General features: G+C 68.9%; 13 protein-coding genes. 8 read left to right on the forward strand and 5 right to left on the reverse strand.

Annotated elements, in window-relative coordinates; translation table 11 throughout:
* Nucleotides 1-80 precede the first annotated feature (80 nt).
* Nucleotides 81-1,973: an XrtP-associated glycosyltransferase gene (locus ACYVAP_RS02965; protein WP_498859454.1), complete on the forward strand. Its 1,893-nt coding sequence runs from the start codon at nt 81-83 to the stop codon at nt 1,971-1,973.
* 11 nt (nt 1,974-1,984) lie between these two features.
* On the opposite strand, the gene ACYVAP_RS02970 is transcribed toward ACYVAP_RS02965, so the two are convergent.
* From ACYVAP_RS02970 to ACYVAP_RS02980, 3 genes are read right to left on the reverse strand one after another with little or no spacing between them, the layout of a single operon-like run.
* Nucleotides 1,985-2,353 carry a response regulator transcription factor gene (locus ACYVAP_RS02970; protein ID WP_259361966.1) on the reverse strand — a complete coding sequence of 123 codons (369 nt, stop codon included), beginning with the start codon at nt 2,351-2,353 and terminating at the stop codon, nt 1,985-1,987.
* Between the two features lie 47 nt (nt 2,354-2,400).
* Nucleotides 2,401-3,108: a FadR/GntR family transcriptional regulator gene (locus ACYVAP_RS02975; protein WP_498859455.1), complete on the reverse strand. Its 708-nt coding sequence runs from the start codon at nt 3,106-3,108 to the stop codon at nt 2,401-2,403.
* A complete protein-coding gene (locus ACYVAP_RS02980) occupies nt 3,105-3,887 on the reverse strand; it encodes an SDR family oxidoreductase (RefSeq protein ID WP_498859456.1) in 783 nt (260 codons plus the stop codon). The genes ACYVAP_RS02975 and ACYVAP_RS02980 overlap by 4 nt, the downstream gene beginning before the upstream one ends.
* Nucleotides 3,888-3,961: 74 nt before the next feature.
* Here ACYVAP_RS02980 and ACYVAP_RS02985 point away from each other — a divergent pair, with 74 nt between their 5' ends.
* Nucleotides 3,962-4,750 (forward strand): SDR family NAD(P)-dependent oxidoreductase, encoded by a 789-nt coding sequence (locus ACYVAP_RS02985; protein ID WP_498859457.1) that lies wholly within the window; start codon nt 3,962-3,964, stop codon nt 4,748-4,750.
* 268 nt (nt 4,751-5,018) lie between these two features.
* Here the strand turns inward: ACYVAP_RS02985 and ACYVAP_RS02990 are convergent, their stop codons facing one another.
* Both ACYVAP_RS02990 and ACYVAP_RS02995 read right to left on the reverse strand, forming a co-directional pair.
* On the reverse strand, nt 5,019-6,887 hold the full coding sequence (locus tag ACYVAP_RS02990) for a hypothetical protein (protein ID WP_498859458.1): 1,869 nt from the start codon (nt 6,885-6,887) through the stop codon (nt 5,019-5,021).
* A 40-nt stretch (nt 6,888-6,927) separates the two neighbouring features.
* A complete protein-coding gene (locus ACYVAP_RS02995; protein ID WP_498859459.1) occupies nt 6,928-7,974 on the reverse strand; it encodes a hypothetical protein in 1,047 nt (348 codons plus the stop codon).
* Between the two features lie 103 nt (nt 7,975-8,077).
* Here ACYVAP_RS02995 and ACYVAP_RS03000 point away from each other — a divergent pair, with 103 nt between their 5' ends.
* The 6 genes from ACYVAP_RS03000 to ACYVAP_RS03025 all read left to right on the forward strand — a co-directional run bounded on the left by ACYVAP_RS03000 (nt 8,078) and on the right by ACYVAP_RS03025 (nt 19,590).
* Nucleotides 8,078-9,550: a glycosyltransferase family 4 protein gene (locus ACYVAP_RS03000; protein ID WP_498859460.1), complete on the forward strand. Its 1,473-nt coding sequence runs from the start codon at nt 8,078-8,080 to the stop codon at nt 9,548-9,550.
* Nucleotides 9,547-11,256: a heparinase II/III domain-containing protein gene (locus ACYVAP_RS03005; protein WP_498859461.1), complete on the forward strand. Its 1,710-nt coding sequence runs from the start codon at nt 9,547-9,549 to the stop codon at nt 11,254-11,256. Before ACYVAP_RS03000 ends, ACYVAP_RS03005 begins: the two co-directional genes overlap by 4 nt.
* A gap of 269 nt (nt 11,257-11,525) precedes the next feature.
* Nucleotides 11,526-12,779, forward strand: coding sequence for a nucleotide sugar dehydrogenase (gene wecC / locus ACYVAP_RS03010; RefSeq protein WP_498859462.1), 1,254 nt, complete (start codon nt 11,526-11,528; stop codon nt 12,777-12,779).
* Between the two features lie 87 nt (nt 12,780-12,866).
* Nucleotides 12,867-13,754 carry a hypothetical protein gene (locus ACYVAP_RS03015; protein ID WP_498859463.1) on the forward strand — a complete coding sequence of 296 codons (888 nt, stop codon included), beginning with the start codon at nt 12,867-12,869 and terminating at the stop codon, nt 13,752-13,754.
* Nucleotides 13,751-17,938: a glycosyltransferase family protein gene (locus tag ACYVAP_RS03020; protein ID WP_498859464.1), complete on the forward strand. Its 4,188-nt coding sequence runs from the start codon at nt 13,751-13,753 to the stop codon at nt 17,936-17,938. The genes ACYVAP_RS03015 and ACYVAP_RS03020 overlap by 4 nt, the downstream gene beginning before the upstream one ends.
* Complete coding sequence (locus tag ACYVAP_RS03025; RefSeq protein WP_498859465.1) at nt 17,938-19,590, forward strand: heparinase II/III family protein; 1,653 nt, start codon at nt 17,938-17,940, stop codon at nt 19,588-19,590. Before ACYVAP_RS03020 ends, ACYVAP_RS03025 begins: the two co-directional genes overlap by 1 nt.
* Nucleotide 19,591: the final 1 nt, after the last annotated feature.

Below are 19,591 nucleotides of genomic sequence, written 5' to 3' on the forward strand. Positions count from 1 at the left end.
GCCTGCGCCGACCGCGCGGCGGAGCGCTCCGGGCCGGCAACGTGCGAGGGCGCCAGGCCCTCTCGTCGAAAGGAACCCCCGTGAGGTCTGCTCTGATACTCGTGTTGGCGCTGGCGTACGGCCTTCTCGCCGTGCTCGTGTTCGGCATGTCCGGGACGTTCACGCAGTTCGGCACGATGCTGTGGAAGGACGTCGCCGTCCTGCTGCTGACGGTCGTCGCCGCCTGCGCTCTCACCTACGTGTCCTTGCTGCTCATGACCTTCCTGCGCGAGATCCGCGCACCCCGCAGCACGGCCGGCGATCCGGATGCGCTCTCCTGGCACCTGCTGGTGCCATGCCGCGACGAGGAGAACGTCATCGCGGAGACCGTCTCCGCCGCGCGGACCTCCTTCCCGGGCGCCCACGTCTGGGTGATCGACGACGCGAGCGAGGACAGAACGGCGGCGGTGGTCCGAGACCTCATGGTGTTCGACCAGAAAGTCCATCTCGTCTCCCGGGTCGCGCCCGAGGCGCGCACGGGCAAGGGCGACGCCCTGAACGCCGCCTACCGGATCGTCTCCGAGCACGTCGGCGAGTCCCCCGCGGACCGTCACCGGACGATCGTGGGCGTGCTGGACGCCGACGGCTTCCTCTCCGACAACACGCTGACGCTCCTGGCCGGACCGGAGTCCTTCGGCGATGACGAGATCGGCGCGGTCCAGCTCGAGGTGTGGATGAAGAACCGCGGCGACCGCCGCCCGCGCCCCGAGGACGGGCGGCTGGCGAACCTCGTGGGCAGGGTGCTGGTGCGCATGCAGGATCTCGAGTTCCGCACCACCAACTCGGCGATGCAGGTGCTGCGGGTGCGCACCGGGACCGTCGGCATGGGCGGCAACGGCCAGTTCACCCGGCTCACGGTCCTGGACACCATCGCCGAGGAGCAGGGGCGGCCGTGGGGCAAGAAGCTCTGCGAGGACTACGAGCTGGGCCTGAACATCCTCGCGATGGGGATGAGGAACCACTATGTGCGGGATGCGCACGTCTCCCAGGAGGCGCTCCCGTACACGCGCCGGCTCATCCGGCAGCGCACCCGCTGGGCGCAGGGCAACATGGAATGCGCCTCGGCGCTGCCCGCGCTGCGGAGGAGCCGGAAGCTGAGCGCCGCCGGGCTGCTGGAGATCCACTACTTCATGCTGCAGCCGCTGGTGATGATGCTGAACCTGGTGCTGGTGCCGCTGCTGCTGGCCGTGGGGGTCGCCCAGGGGGGTGCGGGGTTCTGGCGGAGCACGGATCTCGTGCTGTTGCTGTGCGCCGCGGTGTTCTTCCTGATCCTGCCCTATGCCGTCTGGGGGCTCGTGTACCGGCGGGTGAGCGGTGGCGAGGTCTCCGTGGCGGGGGCGCTGGGCCTGGGCCTGCTGAACCTCGTGTACGTCTACCTCACCTACGTCTATTACGCACAGGCGGCGTGGCGGGCCGTGACCGGGCGGACGGGGTGGGCGAAGACGCAGCGCAACGCCGATGGTCGGGTGCTCGCACCGGTCGAGCTGAGCCCGGAGCTGCAGGCGCTCGCGCTGATCCTCCCCTCCCGGATCGAGGATCTCGTCGAGGAGCTCGAGGGCCGCTCGGACCTGGGCATGGACTTCGTCTCGGGCTGGGCGATCATGTGGCCGACCCGGCAGTCGCGTCTCGAGCGCGCCGTGGCGGCGGAGGTCCTGGCTCCCGCGCGGGACGCGATCGGCTCGATCAAGGTGTCCTCCTCGATGGTGGGCGCCGAGCGTCTGGAGCGCGCCGCCGCGCAGCTGGAGGCGGCCCTCGTCGACCGCGACATGGAGGCGGCGCGCGCGCTCGTGCCCGTGGTCACGGCGATCGGCCGGGACAGCGTGGACGTGTTCCGCCAGGAGATCTCGGTGCGCCGTGCGCTGCAGAGCACGGCGCACACGGTGGAACCGGAGACCGTCACCGAGACGCAGATGGTGCCCGTGCGGCGCCGGTGATCGGCCGCGGGCTAGGCAGGGTCTCCGCCGCCGAGGATCCGGCGGAGGTCCTTGCGCAGCTGCAGGGGTCGGAACGGCTTGGTGAGGTAGGCATCCGCCCCGACATCCAGGCCTGCCTGGATGTCGGCATCCTGGGTGCGGGCGCTCAGCATGACGATGCGACCGGAGATCTCCGCACGTGCGCGGCGCACCACCTCGTAGCCCTCCATGTCCGGCAGGCCGACGTCGACCAGCGCGAGATCGGGCAGGGCGGTCGTGAGGGCGGCGATCCCGTCGGTGCCGTTCGCGGCGGTGGTGACGGTGAAGCCCTCCTGCTGCAGCACCACCTCCAGGAGGCGACGGATGTCGTCATCGTCCTCGATCACGAGCGCAGCGGGCATGGTTGTCCTCCCCCGGAAGTCGACATCGGTCGGGATCGACCGTCTGCTCACACCCTAGTTGCCTGGTCTGTCCCCGCGGGCGGCTCCGTGCGATCCACGATCTCCGCCATCGCGACGCGAGCCGCCGTCTCCTCCCCCGCGATGATCGCGCGGGCGACCTCGCGGTGCAGGGCGAGGTCGTGGGGATCGGGTGGGAGGTCCGCCCGCTCATGGAGGGCGCGGCTGCGCAGGGCCTCCTCGATCACGCCGCCCAGGCGCACGAACATGCCGTTGCCGGAGAGGGCGAGCACGGCGGCGTGGAGGGCGCGGTCCGCGGCGAGGAAGCCGCCGGGGTCGTCGGCCCCGGCCGCCGCCGTCATCGCCTGCGCGGCGGCGGCGAGCGCCGCGACCTCCTCCTCGTCACGGCGGCCGACGGCGCGTGCGGCGGCGGCCGCGGCCGCCGGCTCCACCGCGCGGCGCAGGGCCCGCAGCTCCTCCACCTGGACGGCGCGGTCCGGCCCGTCGAGCCGCCAGCGGATGACGTGCGGGTCCAGCAGCCCCCAGTGCTCCTGGCCGAGCACGCGCAGGCCCACGCGCCGGCCGGCGCTGAGCATGCCGAGCGCGGTGAGCACGCGGGTCACCTCGCGCACCACGCTGCGGGAGGCGCCGGTGCGGGTGACGAAGCCGTCCACCGTGTCCGCGTGGCCGGCGGGCAGGTCGCCGCGCGCGATCGCTCCGCCCAGCTGGTCGAGGGCGCGGGCGAAGGCGGTGCTCATGCCTGGGAGACGGGTGAGATCACGAGCTCGTCCACGCGCACGTGGGCGGGGGCGTCGAGCACGTGGAGCACGGAGGCGGCCACGTCCTCCGGGGTGAGCATGACGGCGCGGGCCTCGGCGCCGGGCACCTCGGGGCGCTGCTCGAGGAAGTCGGTGGCGACGTCGCCCGGGCACAGGTGGCAGGCGCGCACGCCGTGGCGGGCCTCCTGCTGGTTCAGGGTGCGCACGAGGGAGCCGAGCGCCGTCTTGCTCGCGGAGTAGGCGACGCCCGCGCCGGGCTGGAAGGACCAGCCGGCGTAGGAGGAGATGACCACGGCGATCCCGGCGCCCGCGGCGCGCAGGTGCGGCAGCGCCGCGTGGAGGGCGCTCGTGACGGCACCGAGGTTCGTGGCGAGCACGGCCTCGACCTCACGGAGGTCCTGGTCCTCCCAGCGGCGGCGGGGCGTGTTGAGCCCGGCGGCGAGCACCACGCCGTCGAGGCGGCCGCAGCGCTCCACGACCTCCGCGGCGACGCGGGACACGGCGGCGGCGTCGGTGACGTCGAGCGGGAGGGCGATCGCGGTGCCGCCGGCCGCCTGGATCGTGGAGACGACCTCGGCGAGCTTCTCCTCGCGGCGGCCGGAGACGGCGACGGTCCAGCCGCTGCGGGCGGCGGCGATCGCGGCGGCGGCACCCATGCCGCTGCCGCCGCCGGTCACCCAGAGCACGCGGGCGGGGCTGTCGCCGATGGAGGCTGCGTCGGGCACGACGGTGGGCTCGGGGGCGGGACTGGTCGTCATCACGCGGCCAATAGTATGCTTTTTCACGGGGCGGTCACCAGGGCGCTCCGACTCATTCGACGGAGGGTGGAGCGATGGAGCTGGATCTGCGGGACCGGGTCGTGGTGGTGACGGGCGCGGCCCGCGGGATCGGCGCCGTGATCGCCGGGCGGTTCGCCGCCGAGGGCGCACGGGTCGTGGCCCTCGACCTCGCCTTCCCCGAGCCCGCCGCCGGCGCGGAGCTCACCGAGGCGGGCGCGGAGGCCGCGCGCATCGAGAACCTCACCGTGGATGTCACGTCGCCGGAGTCGGTGCAGGCCGCCGTCGGCACGATCGTCGAGCGCCACGGCACCATCGACGTGCTGGTCAACAACGCCGGCATCAACGTCGACGGCCCCGTCGCCGAGCTCGACTGGGACCGCTGGCGCGCCTGCTTCGACGTCAACGTGGGCGGCGTTTTCCTCATGAGCCAGGCCGTCGCGGAGGTCATGAAGACCGCCCGCCGCGGCCGCATCATCAACGCCGCATCGTTCGCCGCGATCGTGCCGAGCGTGGGCAGCGCCGCCTACGCGGCGTCCAAGGCCGCCGTCGTGCAGCTGACCCGCGTGCTCGCCTCGGAGCTCGGCCCGTACGAGGTCACCGTCAACGCCTACGCCCCCGGCATGGTCCCCACCGCCATGAACGGCTTCGCCGAGATGCCGCCCGAGGCGCAGGACCGCCTCCTGGACACCCTGTCCCTGCGACGCTGGGAATCGGCCGACGACGTCGCCGACCTGCTCATCTTCCTCGCGAGCGACCAGTCGGGCTACATCACCGGCACCCTCGTGGACGTCTCCGGCGGCAAGCTCGCCACCCAGATCCCCGCGCGGGCGTACGGGCGCTGAACAATCGTCCGGCGAGTTACCTAAGCCGGACTTTCTGACTCATCGGGCCAACCCCTGAGGTCACAAATATGACTTTCGGATCAACCGCGCCAACTAGCAGCACTCAGGTTATCCCATAATAGACTCTCGTCCCCCAAAAAAGAGCACCGAAGCGCGTTAGGCCACTAACTTCGGCAACCCCAAAGCGCCAACAAGGTTAACACTCCCCAGGGACAAACTCCGCCATGCCCGCCGGAGTGCCGCTTTGGCCCACACCGAAACACTTGGCCTATTCATTAAATAGGGCACCGATTGCGACATCCTCTAAAAGGCGCGACCAATACCCAACATTTCCGTACACCACTTCCATCATTTCCCTCCCCTCGTCAAGACTTGTGATCGCGGAGGAGAACATCCCGCGAGCAGCCCAATCAGAGTACGACACAACAGATTTCACCGATTCGTCACTCAATGGATTTCCATGTGCGACCGCATTGCGAACTCTCCGTCGCCTGGATTCAAGCATCTCGCCCTCTTTGGCGGCACTGGACAACATCTGGCGGCGTGCAACCAAGTCGACAAGCGAACCAAGCACGTCCGCTACCCACTTGGAGTCGACCAGAGCTTCGTCCGCGAGGCAACCGAGGCGCACTCTGTTATCGAGACTGAAGTCAATTACGTGATTCCATCCGCCTTCGGAGAGATACTCGCCGCGAAGCCGAGCTCTTTCGTCAGTAAAACTCGCACCCGCTACCGCCATCCTGACCGCCGAGTCGATCTGACTAATCCAGCTATAGACAGCCCACCCCTTCTTTAGCGGTTCAGCATAGTCTTGAATCTCCATTCCATTGAGCGCAGCAATTTGCTGTAGTGCGCGATCATCATAGGCGACAAGCAGTCTTGCTTCGACCGCATCTAAAGCTCTAGGGTCTCGACGCTGCGCCCGCACACGTCCCGCAGCCACTAGCGCCTCTCGCGCACTCGAAATAGGCACGGGGAGGTTGGTGCGGGTAAATATTCGAGAGAGGGTCTTTCCGTTTTGCGCGATCCCCTGAAAATCTTGCCTCAACTCGAAGGCACTTGGTGAACGATTGGCACTCAGCCCACCAGTCCAGGATCGCAGCCTGCCCTCGGCTAGAACATGGACTTCCCGCCTCCTCGGCTCCCACCCACTCCCCCACAGAGAGGAAACTTCAAGGATTGCCTCCACCGCACCAATAGCCGCATCTTTAGCACCGAACAATGACCGAACCCCGAGATTCACACGGGCCAAAAAGTCGACCTCTCTGCAGGCTCCGTCGCCCCCTGGCGACAAAACACTCCCGCGCAAAAGGTGAAGCTCATCCTTAAATGGCACATTAATTCTCGCGAGCTCGTCGCCGAGAATCTGACCCGACATAAAGAAGATATCACCCGCGTCGATACTCGGCTCACTGAATACCGCTCCCGAGTATCCAATCCACACGACGATTGGCATTACCTTGGGGTCCGCCTCAAATGACTGAGTTATGTAGCCAATCCTCTCATCAACGGGCAGCCGTGAACAGAGCGGAGTGTCCGCACCTACCAGAGTGCCGGAGGCCTCTTTGACGAGCGATTCACCCCCGCGTTCAGTGCAGTCGAGTTGACTCACAAGCAGAGCGGTTCGCTCCTGGATTATATTAAACGCAGGCGCGTCCGCCGCGGCGATGTCTACAATGTCCTCCCAGGCACGGCGGATCGCATCTTTTTCAATAAGTGCCAGCTTCAATCCAACCGCACCATTTGCAACACCCCTGATGTCCGGCGAATAGTCGTAGCCTCTTTTATTCAGAGCCGCCGATCGACACAAGATCTCGACACTCTCTACGCACGAGCGAAGATCGCCTTCGATCAAGCTCGCCAAGTTCTTCCCAAGGCACATTGAGGCATGGCTTAAATCCAGCGAAAGTGATCGAATATTGCCGCGCCTAGTAATCGGTCCACCAGATTTAGCATTATTTGTCCATTCCACAAGCTCTGAGGCTACGTCAAGCAGGGTTAACCCGGGCTGTCGATTCGGATGAGAGGTGAGCTGCTCGGCGAGCCGCAACATCCAAGCCGGCGTATCTGGATCGACTGAAAGGCGCATGAACACCGAGGATAGCGTTGCCTGCGCCGAATCGGCATCGGCCGGCACGGTGTCGCTTGAAGGCCGTTCAATCACTCGAGGGCACTCACTACACCTCGGCCACTACGAGCGTGGAATTCAACTGATGCACCACGAGCGGCGCCGGGCCCTTGTTCGCGACGCTCGTGCTGACTCTCACGGTGTCCCCGCAGGGATCGGACGGAAGGGTCGGCTCCAGCTCGAGGGACAGCAGTCGGTGGTGGCGGTAGCGGTCGATCCGGTCCGGCTGCGTGGAGGTGCTGCCCAGCTCTGCGCAGACCTTCCCGTCCGCGTCGAGGAGATCCGCGCGGACGGTGACCGTCGCAGTGCTCCCGGCCTCGTCGATCTGATCCTCTGAGCACCAGGCTCGGCCGTTCTCACGGGAGCCGTTGACCCCGGTGCAGGTGGTGAGGTGCAGGGAGGTGAAGGCGCTCAGGTCCGCGCCCGCCGCGTCCTCGAGCAGCAGATCCTCGGTGAGCACCACCGGGTCGTCGCCGGCGGCGACGGTGCGCGGAAGATCTGCCGTGGGCGCCTGGGCGGAGTGCTCCCCCACGGCCTCGGCACGCCACGTACCAGCCACGGTGAACGTCGTGTCCTTCGAAGCGACGTCGTCGTAGGGGGCGTTCGCCTTGACGCTGCACTCGACGGGGCCGTCCTCCGCCACGGTGACGAGTCCCTGGTTCCGGTAGGTCGTCTCCTCACCGGTGAGCATGTTCTGCGTGCCGCCCTCGGAGATGCCGGGGCCGCCGGCGCTCGGGCTGCAGCTGAGGGTCACACCCATGTACATCGAGCGCCCGCCGCTGCCGTCCGGCTTGGTGCTCGTGAGATCCATGGTCACCAGATAGGTGGTGCCAGCTCGGGCCCAGAAGGTGTTCTCCGCGAAGCGCACCTCCTGCGGCACCGTGAGGGTGACACGGTCCGTGGTGGACACTGGTGCCTCGGGGAACGGTGGCGGGGTGGGGGCCGCGGTTGTCGACGCAGGATCCGTCGGGGCGTCATCCCCGGCACCTCGGATCATCACGGTCGCCACGACCACGGCGAGCACGAGCAGCAGGCCCAGCCCCGCCAGCAGGAGGGGTCGCCGGGACGACGATCGCGGGGAGGTCTCCTCGGGCATCGCTGTCCTCTACTGCGCACGTGGTCCTGGCCACCGCCACAGTAGCGGGGCTTCGCAGACTCTAGGATGACCCCATCCCCGCCGCCTGCCTGGAGGTCTCCCCGTGCCCGATCCGCTGTCCAAGAGCGTGACGACCATTCGGCAGGCGCTGTGGCACCTCCGCCACGGCGGCATCGGCGAGCTGCGGCTCTGGTGGAGCCGGCAGGACACCAAGCGCGCGAAGCCCTCCACGCTCGCCAACACCCCTAAGGGGCCGGGCGGTTCCAAGCCGGTTGCGGTCCGCAACTCGGACCTCGCCCGCGACGGCTTCCCGCTCCCGCCGATGCGCGAGCAGCCCGAGTACGAGCCGCGCCGTGACCACGTGCTCTACCTCCTGCACAACGCGCTCCCACACCACTCCGGCGGCTACGCGACGCGCACGCACGGCCTGCTCACCGAGCTGAACCGCAACGGCTGGGACGTCGACGGCGTGACCCGCCTGGGCTACCCCTACGACATGCCGAAGATGGCGGACGTCCCGGACCTGCCCGAGCAGGAGCCGGTGGGCGAGGTGGACTACCACCACCTGCTCACGGGCCGGCAGATCGAGAAGAAGAACCCGATGCACGACTACGTCGCGCGCTACACGGACGCGCTGCTGCCGCTCGCACGCGCTGAGCGCCCGGCGATCCTGCACGGCGCCTCGAACCACTGGAACGGCCTCGCAGCCGTGCAGACCGGCCGCCTGCTCGGCATCCCCTCCGTGTACGAGGTGCGCGGTCTGTGGGAGGTCACCCGCGGCTCCCGCGACCCCGAGTGGGCCCGCAGCGACCAGTACCGGTACATCGCCCGGATGGAGGCGGACGCCGCCCGCGGCGCGACGCGGGTCCTCGCGATCACCCAGGCGCTCAAGGACGAGCTCGTCACGCGCGGCGTGGACGAGGAGAAGATCGTCCTCGTCCCCAACGGCGTGGACTCCGAGCGCTTCACCCCGCTCCCCCGCGACGAGGAGCTCGCCGCACGCCTCGGCGTCACGGGTAAGACCGTGATCGGCTACGTGGGGACCGTCGTGGACTACGAGGGTCTGGACCTGCTCCTCGAGGCCGCGCGCACCCTGCGCGCGACGCGCGAGGACTTCCACGTGCTGATCATCGGCGACGGCGCCAAGCTCGAGGAGCTGCAGGCCCTCGCCGCGGAGCAGCAGCTGGGCGATGTCGTCACCTTCACCGGACGTATCCCGCACGAGGAGGTGGAGCGGTACTACTCGATCATCGACGTGACCCCGTTCCCGCGGCTCCCGCTGCCCGTGTGCGAGATGGTCTCCCCGCTCAAGCCCTTCGAGGCGATGGCCATGGGCAAGGCCGTCATCGCCTCCGACGTCGCCGCACTCGCGGAGATCGTCACCCCCGGCACGAACGGGCTGCTCCACGCCAAGGGCAGCGCCGACTCGCTGACCGAGCAGATCACCACGCTCCTGGACGACCCCGAGCTCGCCGCCCGCCTGGGCGCCCAGGCCCGCGACTGGGTGGTCGCCGAGCGCGACTGGAAGCAGCTCGCCGCGGTCGTGGCCGGCGTGTACACGGAGATCGCGGCGTGAGCCTCGATCTGGAGGCCGCGGGACGGCAGACCCTCGCGACGTCCTTCCGCCAGGAGGAGGTCGATCGGCTTCTCGCCGGTCGTCTCCTCATGCCTCCCCATCCCGAGTGGGCCCTTCCCGCGGAGCCCACCTGGCAGGAGGACCCCTTCGAGGATCGCAACTGGACGTTCCAGTTCCACATGCTCCGCTGGCTGGAGCCGCTGCGCCGGGCAGCCGCCAAGGGCGACGACGAGGCGTTCGGGATGTGGCTGCGGTGGGTCCAGGACTGGGTCAAGAAGAACCCGCCGCGATCGCCCAGGACGCCCTGGGCATGGACGGACATGTCCGACGGGATCCGTGCACAGCAGCTCTGCCAGGCCGCGCCGATGATCGCCGAGCGCCGCCCCGACCTGCTCCCCTGGCTCGAGGAGACGATCCGTGCTCACGCGGAGCACCTCGCGGATCCTCGCAAGATGGGCAACGCGAACCACGCGCTCCACCAGCAGGAATCGCTGTTCGTGTGCGGGAGGGTGCTGGCCGAAGAGCAGTACTGGCGCCTCGCCTCGGAGAGGATGGCGGGGCTCCTGACGGAGCAGTACGACGAGCAGGGAGTCAATGCCGAGGGGGCGACGGCCTACCACTACAACAACTTCCTCTGGTGGGAACGTGCTCTCGAACGGTTCGACATCGAGGGCCTTGCACGTCCGGAGGGGGCCGACCGGCATCTCCACGCACCCGAGGAGATCGCGCACGCGACGCGACCCGACGGAACCCTCGTCCCGATCGGCGACACGGACACGGTGGACCCGCGGGCGATCGAGCATCCCGCCATCGCCTACGTGACCACCGACGGACACGAGGGTGAGGCACCCTCGGACACCGTCAAGATCTACGACGCCGGTCTGATCCTCGCTCGGAGCGGGTGGGGCGACGAGGACCGACCCTTCTCCCAGCAGACCTTCTACTCAGCACGGTTCGGGACGTCCCGTCGAGTCCACGGGCACCCGGACGGAGGGTCGATCACGTACTCCTCCCTCGGCGTGAACTGGGTCGTCGATCTGGGCAAGTTCCAGTACGGCTCGGGAGTCGTCCGAGACCACGTCGTCTCCCGGGCAGCCCATTCCCTGGTGAGCATCGAGGGGAAGAAGCCCCGCAAGGAAGCGACCGTCGAGCTCACCGGCCAACACCTCACCCCCGAGTTCCATGAGTACGTCCTGACCGACGACAGCTTCCGCGGCATTCGCCTGACACGGCGCCTGGTCTACTCGGTCGCGGGCGAGTACCTCTGCGTGCTCGACACGATCGACTCCCCGCGGAAGGTCACCGCGCTGCAGCGCTGGCAGCTGGACCCCGCGGTGTCGGTCGACCTCGCAGGAACGACTGCCCGGCTGCACACCGCGTCCGCTCACGGCATGCTCGCGACCATCGGAGCGGACGCCGCAACCACGGTGGTGCGCGCCCAGGAAGAGCCGTTCGACGGCTGGGTCTCCACCGCGTGGAAGACCAAAGCGCCTGCCGCCGCGGTGACCTTCCGCCGCTCCGGGACGTCGATCGTCCTCGCCACCGTCCTGGCGACCGACACCGGACGAGAGCCCTCGCTCAGAGGGTCGTCCACGGCGGACGGCCGCCTCGAGGTCGACGTCTCGACGCGCGGCCTGACCGAGCGGATGACGTTCTCCCCCGAGGGCGTCCGCCTCTCACGGGTCGATGCACCGGACCCGCCCTGACCCCGTTTGCAGCCGGTCACTATCGGCCCGGTCCTGGCGAGCAGGTCACCTGGACGCCGCCATGTCAACCGACTGCAGGTGGACACCCGATGTCGGGCGTACCAACAGCACGAGGCGTCCGAGTTCACGCCTTTCGCATGTGACCAGAAACGAGTTTCGCTTGTGTCCACGGAGGTCCGTGGAGGAGTCTCAGGTTCTTCTCAGCCGCTACGGTATGCAAGGTGCGCCCGCGCGCTCGCCCCACGCCCCCTCCCCCTCAGGAGTCCTCGATGAGTCCGAACGCCCCTCTCGACACCGTCGCCGTCATCGGCCTCGGCTACATCGGCCTGCCGACGGCCGCTGTGCTCGCCCAAGCGGGAAAGACCGTGATCGGTGTGGACGTGAAGCAGGCCAACGTCGACGCGATCAACGCCGGCCAGGTCCCCTTCGTCGAGGAGGGCCTGGAGACCGTCGTCGCGGGCACCGTGGCCCAGGGCAAGCTCTCCGCGCAGATCGAAACCCCGGAGGCGGATGCGTACATCGTCTCCGTCCCCACCCCCTTCAAGGGGGATCACGACGCGGACCTCTCCTACATCGAGGCGGCCGCGAAGGGCATCGCCCCGAAGCTCTCCGGCGGTGAGCTCGTGGTGCTCGAGTCCACCTCTCCCCCCGGGGCCACCGAGTTCATGGCCGACGTGATCCTCGGGATCCGCCCGGAGTTCACCAAGGAGCCGAACCTCCCGAACTCCCTGTACTTCTCCCACGCCCCCGAGCGCGTGCTGCCGGGCCGCATCATGATCGAGATGGTCGAGAACGACCGCATCATCGGCGGTCTCTCGAAGGAGGCCGGTGAGCTGAACCGCGACCTCTACGCGAGCTTCTGCCACGGCGAGCTGCTCATCACCGACGCCCGCACCGCCGAGATGGCCAAGCTCACCGAGAACGCCTTCCGCGACGTGAACATCGCCTTCGCCAACGAGCTCTCCATCATCTCCGAGCGCCAGGGCATCGACGTGTGGGAGCTCATCGAGCTCGCCAACCACCACCCCCGCGTGAACATCCTCCAGCCCGGCCCGGGCGTGGGCGGCCACTGCATCGCGGTGGACCCGTGGTTCATCGTCTCCGCGGACCGCGAGTACTCGAATCTCATCCGGACCGCCCGCGAGGTCAACGACTCCAAGCCGGAGATCGTCCTTGCGAAGGTCCTCGAGAAGGCGGACAAGCTCAAGAGCCCCGTCGTCGCCGCGCTCGGCATCGCCTTCAAGGCGAACATCGACGACCTGCGCGAGTCGCCTTCCAAGGACATCGCCGTGGCGCTCACGGACCGCCTGGACCACGGCACCGTGCTGGTCGTCGAGCCGAACATCGAGGAGCTCCCCAAGGAGTTCGCCGGCAAGTCCAACGTCGAGCTCGCCGAGCTCGAGGACGCCGTGGAGCGCGCGGACATCGTGCTGCTCATGGTGGACCACGACCCGTTCAAGACCTTCGACCGCGAGAAGCTGCAGGAGAAGGTCGTCATCGACACCAAGGGGCTGTGGCGCTGAGTCGCCCCGCAGACGGGATCCTCCTCACGGGGGCGGGTCCCGTCTGTTCGTCCGTTCCGCCGCTGTGACCGGCTCCAGGAGTCCCTCATGAAAACCCGTCTCGCCGCCGCCGCTGCGGTGGTCCTGTTCGTCGTCGGCGCCCTGGCCCAGATCTGGGCCTCCCGCCTCGGCCTGGCGCTGATGCTCTTCGCGGTGCTCGCCGCGCTGGCCGCGCTGATGTTCATGCTGCAGCAGCTCCAGCTGCGCCTCATCAAGCACGAGCGCTTCATCACCGGGCTGCAGAAGTCGGCGAAGCAGTCCTCGGACGCCGCGACGAGGCGCCACGGGCAGCTGCTCCAGGAGTTCAAGCACCTGAAGGCCGGGGTGGAGAGCTCACGGAAGGCGCCCGTCGTCGCTCCCGCGAGCACCGCCGCGACCCCCACGGGCCCGGCCGCGGCGACCCCCACGGGCCCGGCCGCGGCGAAGCCCTCCCCAGGCGGTGTGGGCCGCGCGGGGACGCCCGAGGTCACCAACCCTTCTACGGACGAGACGCTCGCCTCGATGCTCTCCCCGAGCCGTCGCCTGATCATCGGCGGCGTGTTCCGGGGCGCGGAGCTCCCGGAGCACAGCGCCGCCCCCTGGATGCCCGGTGACGTGCTGCGGTCCCTGGAGGAGAAGCGTCCCGACCTGATCTTGGTCGACGAGGCCGCCCTGGCCACCTCCCCGATCTGGTCCAGCGCGACCTCCGCCGTCGGCACCTCCCTCATGCAGGAGCTGGTGCGCGGCGTGACCTGGGCGGCGGGTCGGCACATCCCCGTCTACCTGCTGAAGGCCCGGCTGGCCCCGGATGTCCACACCGACGCCTTGCGCTCCACCGCCGCCGTGTCACTGCCGCTGCCTGAGGCCGACCGCGATGCCGCTGCCGGCGCCCCGCAGACCCCGGTGCTCTCCCGTCTCGAGGAGATCGCACGCACCCGTGAGGAGGCCCAGGCATGACCCGGCGCATCCTGCTCTACGGCGACGTAAACCTCAATTACCTCGACGGCTCAGGCGTCTGGCTGGCGGCACTGGCCCAGTGCCTGCACCGCACCGGCTCCGAGGTCCACGTGCTGCTCAAGGCCGACGTCCAGGATCCGCAGCGTCGAGCCGTTCTGGACACCCTCGAGGGACTGACCGTCCACACGCCCTTCGACGACCGGATCTCCGGCCTGGCCGGTATGCAGCCGCGACTTGCGGCGAGCCGCATCGCCGTGCTCGACCGTCGCCACCACTTCGACGTCGTGATCTCCCGAGGCTTCGACATCGCCTCGCACCTGGCCATCTCGGAGCGATTCACGAACCGCATGTGGCCGTACCTCACCGAGGGCGCCGCCTTCCAGTTCGCGGTCACCGATCACCAGCGCCGTCTGCTGGACGCCATCGGCGAGCAGTCCCGCCGGATCTTCCTGCAGACCGAGGAGGCCCGTTCGGTCGTCGAAGGGCTGAACGGGGCCTTCACCGGCAAGACGCTGGTGATGAACCCGATCGTGCCGGATGCGGCGTTCCGCGCGCAGAAGCCCGAGGGATGGGCCGCGAGCGGTCCGCTGGACATGGTCTACGCCGGGAAGTTCGCGCGACTGTGGAACACCCTGGAGATGACGTCGTTGCCGCAGCGACTGTCCGCGGAGGGCCTTGAGGCGACGCTGACGATGGTCGGCGACAAGTTCCAGAAGACCGGGAACGACGACGAGTGGCTCGCCGCCATGAAGGCCTCTGCCCAGGCCGAGGACCCTCGGGTGGACTGGACCGGCGGCCTGCCCCGCACCGAGGTGCTTGACGTCGTGCACCGTGCGGACGTCGGCCTGTGCTGGCGCGATGCCGAGCTCGATCAGAGCCCGGAGATCTCCACCAAGATGCTGGAGTGCTCGGCGCTGGGCACCCCGCCGGTGCTGAACCGCACCACCATGCACGAGAATCTGTTCGGCGCCGACTATCCGCTGTTCATCGACCGCGGGGACGTGATGGCGACCCTGCGCCGCGCTATCACCGAGCCGTCCCTGGTGGAGCGTGCTCGCGAGGTGGCGCGCCGAGCCGTCGGCCCGTACTCGATGGCCGCCACCGCGGGACGGTTCAAGGGGTACTTCGCCCGGGCGGAGGCGGATCCGGCGAGCATCGGCGCACTGCTGAACGGTGAGCGTCGACGTCGGGTGGTCGTGGCCGGCCATGACTTCAAGTTCGCCGCGGATCTCCTCGAGACCCTGCGGCAGCGCGATGACATCGAGCTGCGCATCGACAAGTGGCAGCGCCTCGCGGTGCACGACGAGAAGCAGAGCCGCGCGGCCGCCGAGTGGGCGGACACCGTGATCTGCGAGTGGGCCGGGCCGAACGCCGTCTTCTACGCGAAGCACCTTCCGGCGCACGCCCGCCTGATCGTCCGATTCCACGGCTTCGAGATCCGCGGCAACTGGATCAAGGACCTCGATCCGCGCCGGGTGGACGCCTTCGTGTTCGTCTCGAACTTCTACCGCAAGCAGGTGCTTCACACACTGGGCTGGCCGGAGCACAACACGACCGTCATCCCGAACACCATCGACGTCGCCGACCTGGACCGCCCGAAACTGCCCGGATCGCGCTTCCACATCGGCCTGGCCGGGTACGTGCCGTTCCTGAAGCGTCCCGACCGTGCCGTGGACCTTCTGCGACTGCTCCTGCGCGAGGACGACCGCTATCACCTCCATCTGCGTGGACGTCTCCCGTGGCAATACCAGTGGGAGTGGCGCAAGCCCGCCGGACAGGATGCCTACCGCGAGTTCTTCCGCAGAGTGGCCGACGATCCGCAGCTGCGCTCGCACGTGGTCTTCGAGCCGTTCTCCCCAGACATGGGCAACTGGTTCCGTCGGATCGGGTGGATGGTCAGCCCCTCCAGCCGCGAGACCTTCCATCTGGCTCCGATCGAGGGCATGGCCTCCGGCGCGCCGGCTCTGGTGTGGGATCGCGACGGAGCCACCGAGATCTTCGGCGAGGCGTTCGTGCGCTCGAGCACCGAGGAACTCGCCGAGATCGTCCTCGCCCACCGCGACGAGGAGTCCTGGCTCGCGCTGGGCACCGCCTCGAAGCAGCGGGTCGGCCAGTACGACCTCATGCTCGCCCGGGCACGCTGGCTCGACATCCTGCAGCTCGACCGCGCTGAGCGGCCGACGCTGCACGGCACGAGCCTGCTCGACGTGCGGGCGGTGCCGCAGGACCGCGCCGAGGCGCTGGTCGCCCTCGACCGCGCTTTCCAGACGAGGGGTTTCGCCGGTGCCGCTGAGATTCAGCGCGAGCATGCTGACCTGCTCGAGCCGGAGGCCGCCCTGGTGACCAGCTGGCGCCGCCTGGAGGGGTGGGCCGACGGCTCCGGTATGCCGCCGCGCGACGTCGCCCCCCTGTACGCGCCGCGTCCCGACGTCGTGCTCGTGGCGGGCTCCGGACGCGTTCCGAAGGGCGCTCCGATCGCCACCGTGAAGGCGGTCATGCCCGAGATGCCGGGCGTCTTCGACCAGGATGCGCTGCTGCTCGCCGACGCCCTGACCCGCACGGCCCTGCGCGAGCGCGCCGCCGCCGTGTCCGTCACCGGTTCCCTGGTGGCCGCCGTCGCCGCGGAGCTGACGGCGCGCCGCCTGGGCCTCCCGCTGTACTGCGGCGAGTTGGCGGCGCCCATTGCGGGCGGGAACGAGCGCAAGCTTCTCGACGCCCTCCGCACCCGTCTGCTCGATCAGGCCACAAGCACCGAGGCGCTGCTCGACGGCGTCGCCCCGATCCCTCCGGCCGCGAGGCCGGTGCCGTGCCTGGACGATCTGCGCGTCGGTCTGATCGCGGATGAGTTCACGGCTCGTACGATCAGCACCGCCATGCCCACGGTGGAGCTCTCTCGCTCCGGCTGGGCCGACCAGCTCGATGACCTGAACGCGGTGATCGTGGAGTCGGCCTGGGAGGGCCGCGATCACGAGTGGTTCCACGGTATCGCCTACCACGGCGAGGACGAGGCCGCGGACCTCTGGGGGCTGATTGCAGCGTGCCGCGAGCGCCGGATTCCGGTCTTGTTCTGGAACAAGGAGGATCCGGTCCACTTCCGGTCCTTCGCCTTGACCGCCGGCCGCTGCGACCACGTCTTCACCACGGATGCCGATCGGCTGCCCGCCTATCTCGCGCAGCCGAACCTGAACCTGACGGCGACCTCGATGCCGTTCTACGCCGAGCCGCGGATGCACAATCCGCTGCCGACTACGCGCGAGCACTCCCCGACGGTGTCCTTCGCGGGCACCTTCTACGGGAAGCGGTACAGGGCACGCTCGGCCGAACTGGAGATGATCCTGGACGCCGCCGCCGAGGTTGGCCTGACGATCTACGACCGGCAGAAGGACCGCCCCGAGTCGCCGTACCAGTTCCCGGCGCGCCTGCAGCCCTTCTCCGTCGGCTCCGTGCCCTACGACCAGGTGCTCCAGGTGTACAAGGCACATCCGGTGAACATCAACGTGAACTCGGTGAACGACTCTCCGTCGATGTTCTCCCGGCGTGTCGTGGAGATCGCCGCGAGCGGTTCGGTCGTCGCCTCCGGCGCAGGCCGCGGTGTCCGTGAGGCGCTCGGTGAAGCGTTCCCGGTGATGACCACGAGCGAGCAGTGGCAAAAGGCCCTGCGTACGTGGTTCGAGGACGAGGACGCTCGACTGCGCACCCTCTGGGCTCAGATGCGCACGGTGCTGCGCACCCACCGCGCCGATCAGGCGCTGACCCTCATGCTGCGCACCGCGGGGATCGCCGTGGACCCGCGTCCGATGCCGCGCTGCGCCTGGCCCGTCCGCTCCCCCGGGGACGTGGAGGCCGCCGCCCGACAGTCCCTGTCCCCGGTGGTGCTCACCGCCGATCAGAGGCTGATGGAGCTGGCCCAGGAGCTCGGTGTGCACGCAGCGGCCGCGCCCGCGGCCGGCGACTGGCTCATGCACCCGGCGCCGGATCTGCCGCAGACCCTCGTCGAGGACCTACTCCTGGCCACGCTGTTCACGGACGCCGATGTCATCTCGGCGCGCCGCGGCGGCGATCAGGCGGATCCGCTCATCGCACGGGGACGCGGGGAGTCCGCGCTGACCATGTGGCGCGCGGACCTCGATGCACCGGAGAATGGACGGAATCCGTTCACCTGGCGCATACCGGAGGGCGACTGATGACGATCCTCTCCACCGGGCACGGCGAGCGCACGGAACTGCCGGCCGATTACATGCGCGTCGCGGACTCCTGGGCGCGGGGGGTCATGCACACCTCCCGCTACCCGGACACGGCTGTCGGCGACCCGGTGGAATGGACCCTCGACGCGCATGACGGCTCCTGGCTGTTCCGCTTCCACAACATGGAGTACCTGTACTGCATCCTCCGGGCGCTCGAGGAGACCGGACGAGAGTCGTACCGCGACCTCGTGACACGGATCGTGATGAGCTGGATCGCCGCGCATCGGCAGGCGGACTCCTCCACGGCACCGTGGATGAAGCACACCGCTGCGATGCGTGCGCAGGCGCTGGCCTTCTGCTCCGGCACGATTCCCGCCTCGGACGAGTACGTCGCCGCTCTGCGCCAGCACGGCGCCTTCTTCGCGGATCCGGCGAACTACTCGGGGGCGTGGAACCACGGGTTCGACGAGTCCCTGGCCCTGCTGGCCGTGGGCGCGACAGTCGGCGAACAGCCGTGGATCGATCTGGCGGTGCGGCGCGCTTCCGAGGCGATCGAGACGATGTGCGATCTGCAGGGTGCGACCAACGAGCAGGCCTCGGTCTACCACTTCTACGTGTGGAAGCAATTCGGCCAGTTCGAGGAGGAGCTCGACCGCTGCGGCATCGAGCATCCGGTGGCTCTGCGACGCCGCCCGGCGATCCTCGACTTCCTGGTGCACGCGAGCCAGCCGAACGGTCGCCTGGTCGCGGTGGGCGACGCCCTCGAGACACGCGTCCCCTCGATCCCCGGCACCCCCCTGGAGTACGCCGCCTCGCAGGGAGAGCAGGGTGATGTGCCGTCCCGTCGCGTGCAGGTCTTCGACCGAGGCTGGGCTTTCGCCCGCACCGGCTGGGGCACCGACCGGCCGTTCGCCGAGGAGTCGATGCTCACCCTGCGCTTCGGTCCGGGTCGCGCGGTCCACGGCCACAGCGATCACACCGGTTTCCATTTCTTCACCGGGGGTCGGGAGGTCGTGGGGGATGCCGGGTTCTCCGGGTACGCGAATCCGGAGCGTCGCGCCTATGAGCTCAACGAGTTCGGCCACAGCCAGGTGGTGGTGGCCGGTGCCGGTGCCTACCGCGCGACGGCGCCGAGCACGCTGGTACAGCACACGCAGACTCCGCAGTGGACCCAGTTCGTCCTGCTGGACAACCCGTATCGTGGCGTCGCCCGGAGGCGGGTCCTGACGATGGTTGACGAGGCCCGCTGCGTGGTCGTGCTGGATGACGTGAAGGTCCCGGGCGATGCGGTGATCGCTCGCCAGCTGCTGCACCTGGGCGCCACGCTGACGCCGGCGGGCCGCGACGAGAACGTCAGCCTCGATCTCAGGGATGAGCACGGGACCGTGACGGTCCGCCATCTGTTGCCAGTGAGCAATGTCGACGTCGCGTGCGGCACGCCCGGATCGACGACGGTCGGCTGGGTGGGCATCGGCCTGAAGCGCTATCGCCCCGGCACCGTGCTGACCAGCCGTGGACTGATCAGTGGTGGTCGATGCCGGTTCGCCACCGCGATCTGCGCCGACCCGTCCGTCCTTGTCTCTCGGGAGGGCGACGACCTGCTGGTGGGCGGCCTCCGGATCCCTGTTCCCCGTTTCGTCCAGGAGTCCTGAC

Source organism: Brachybacterium horti, from assembly GCF_054777615.1.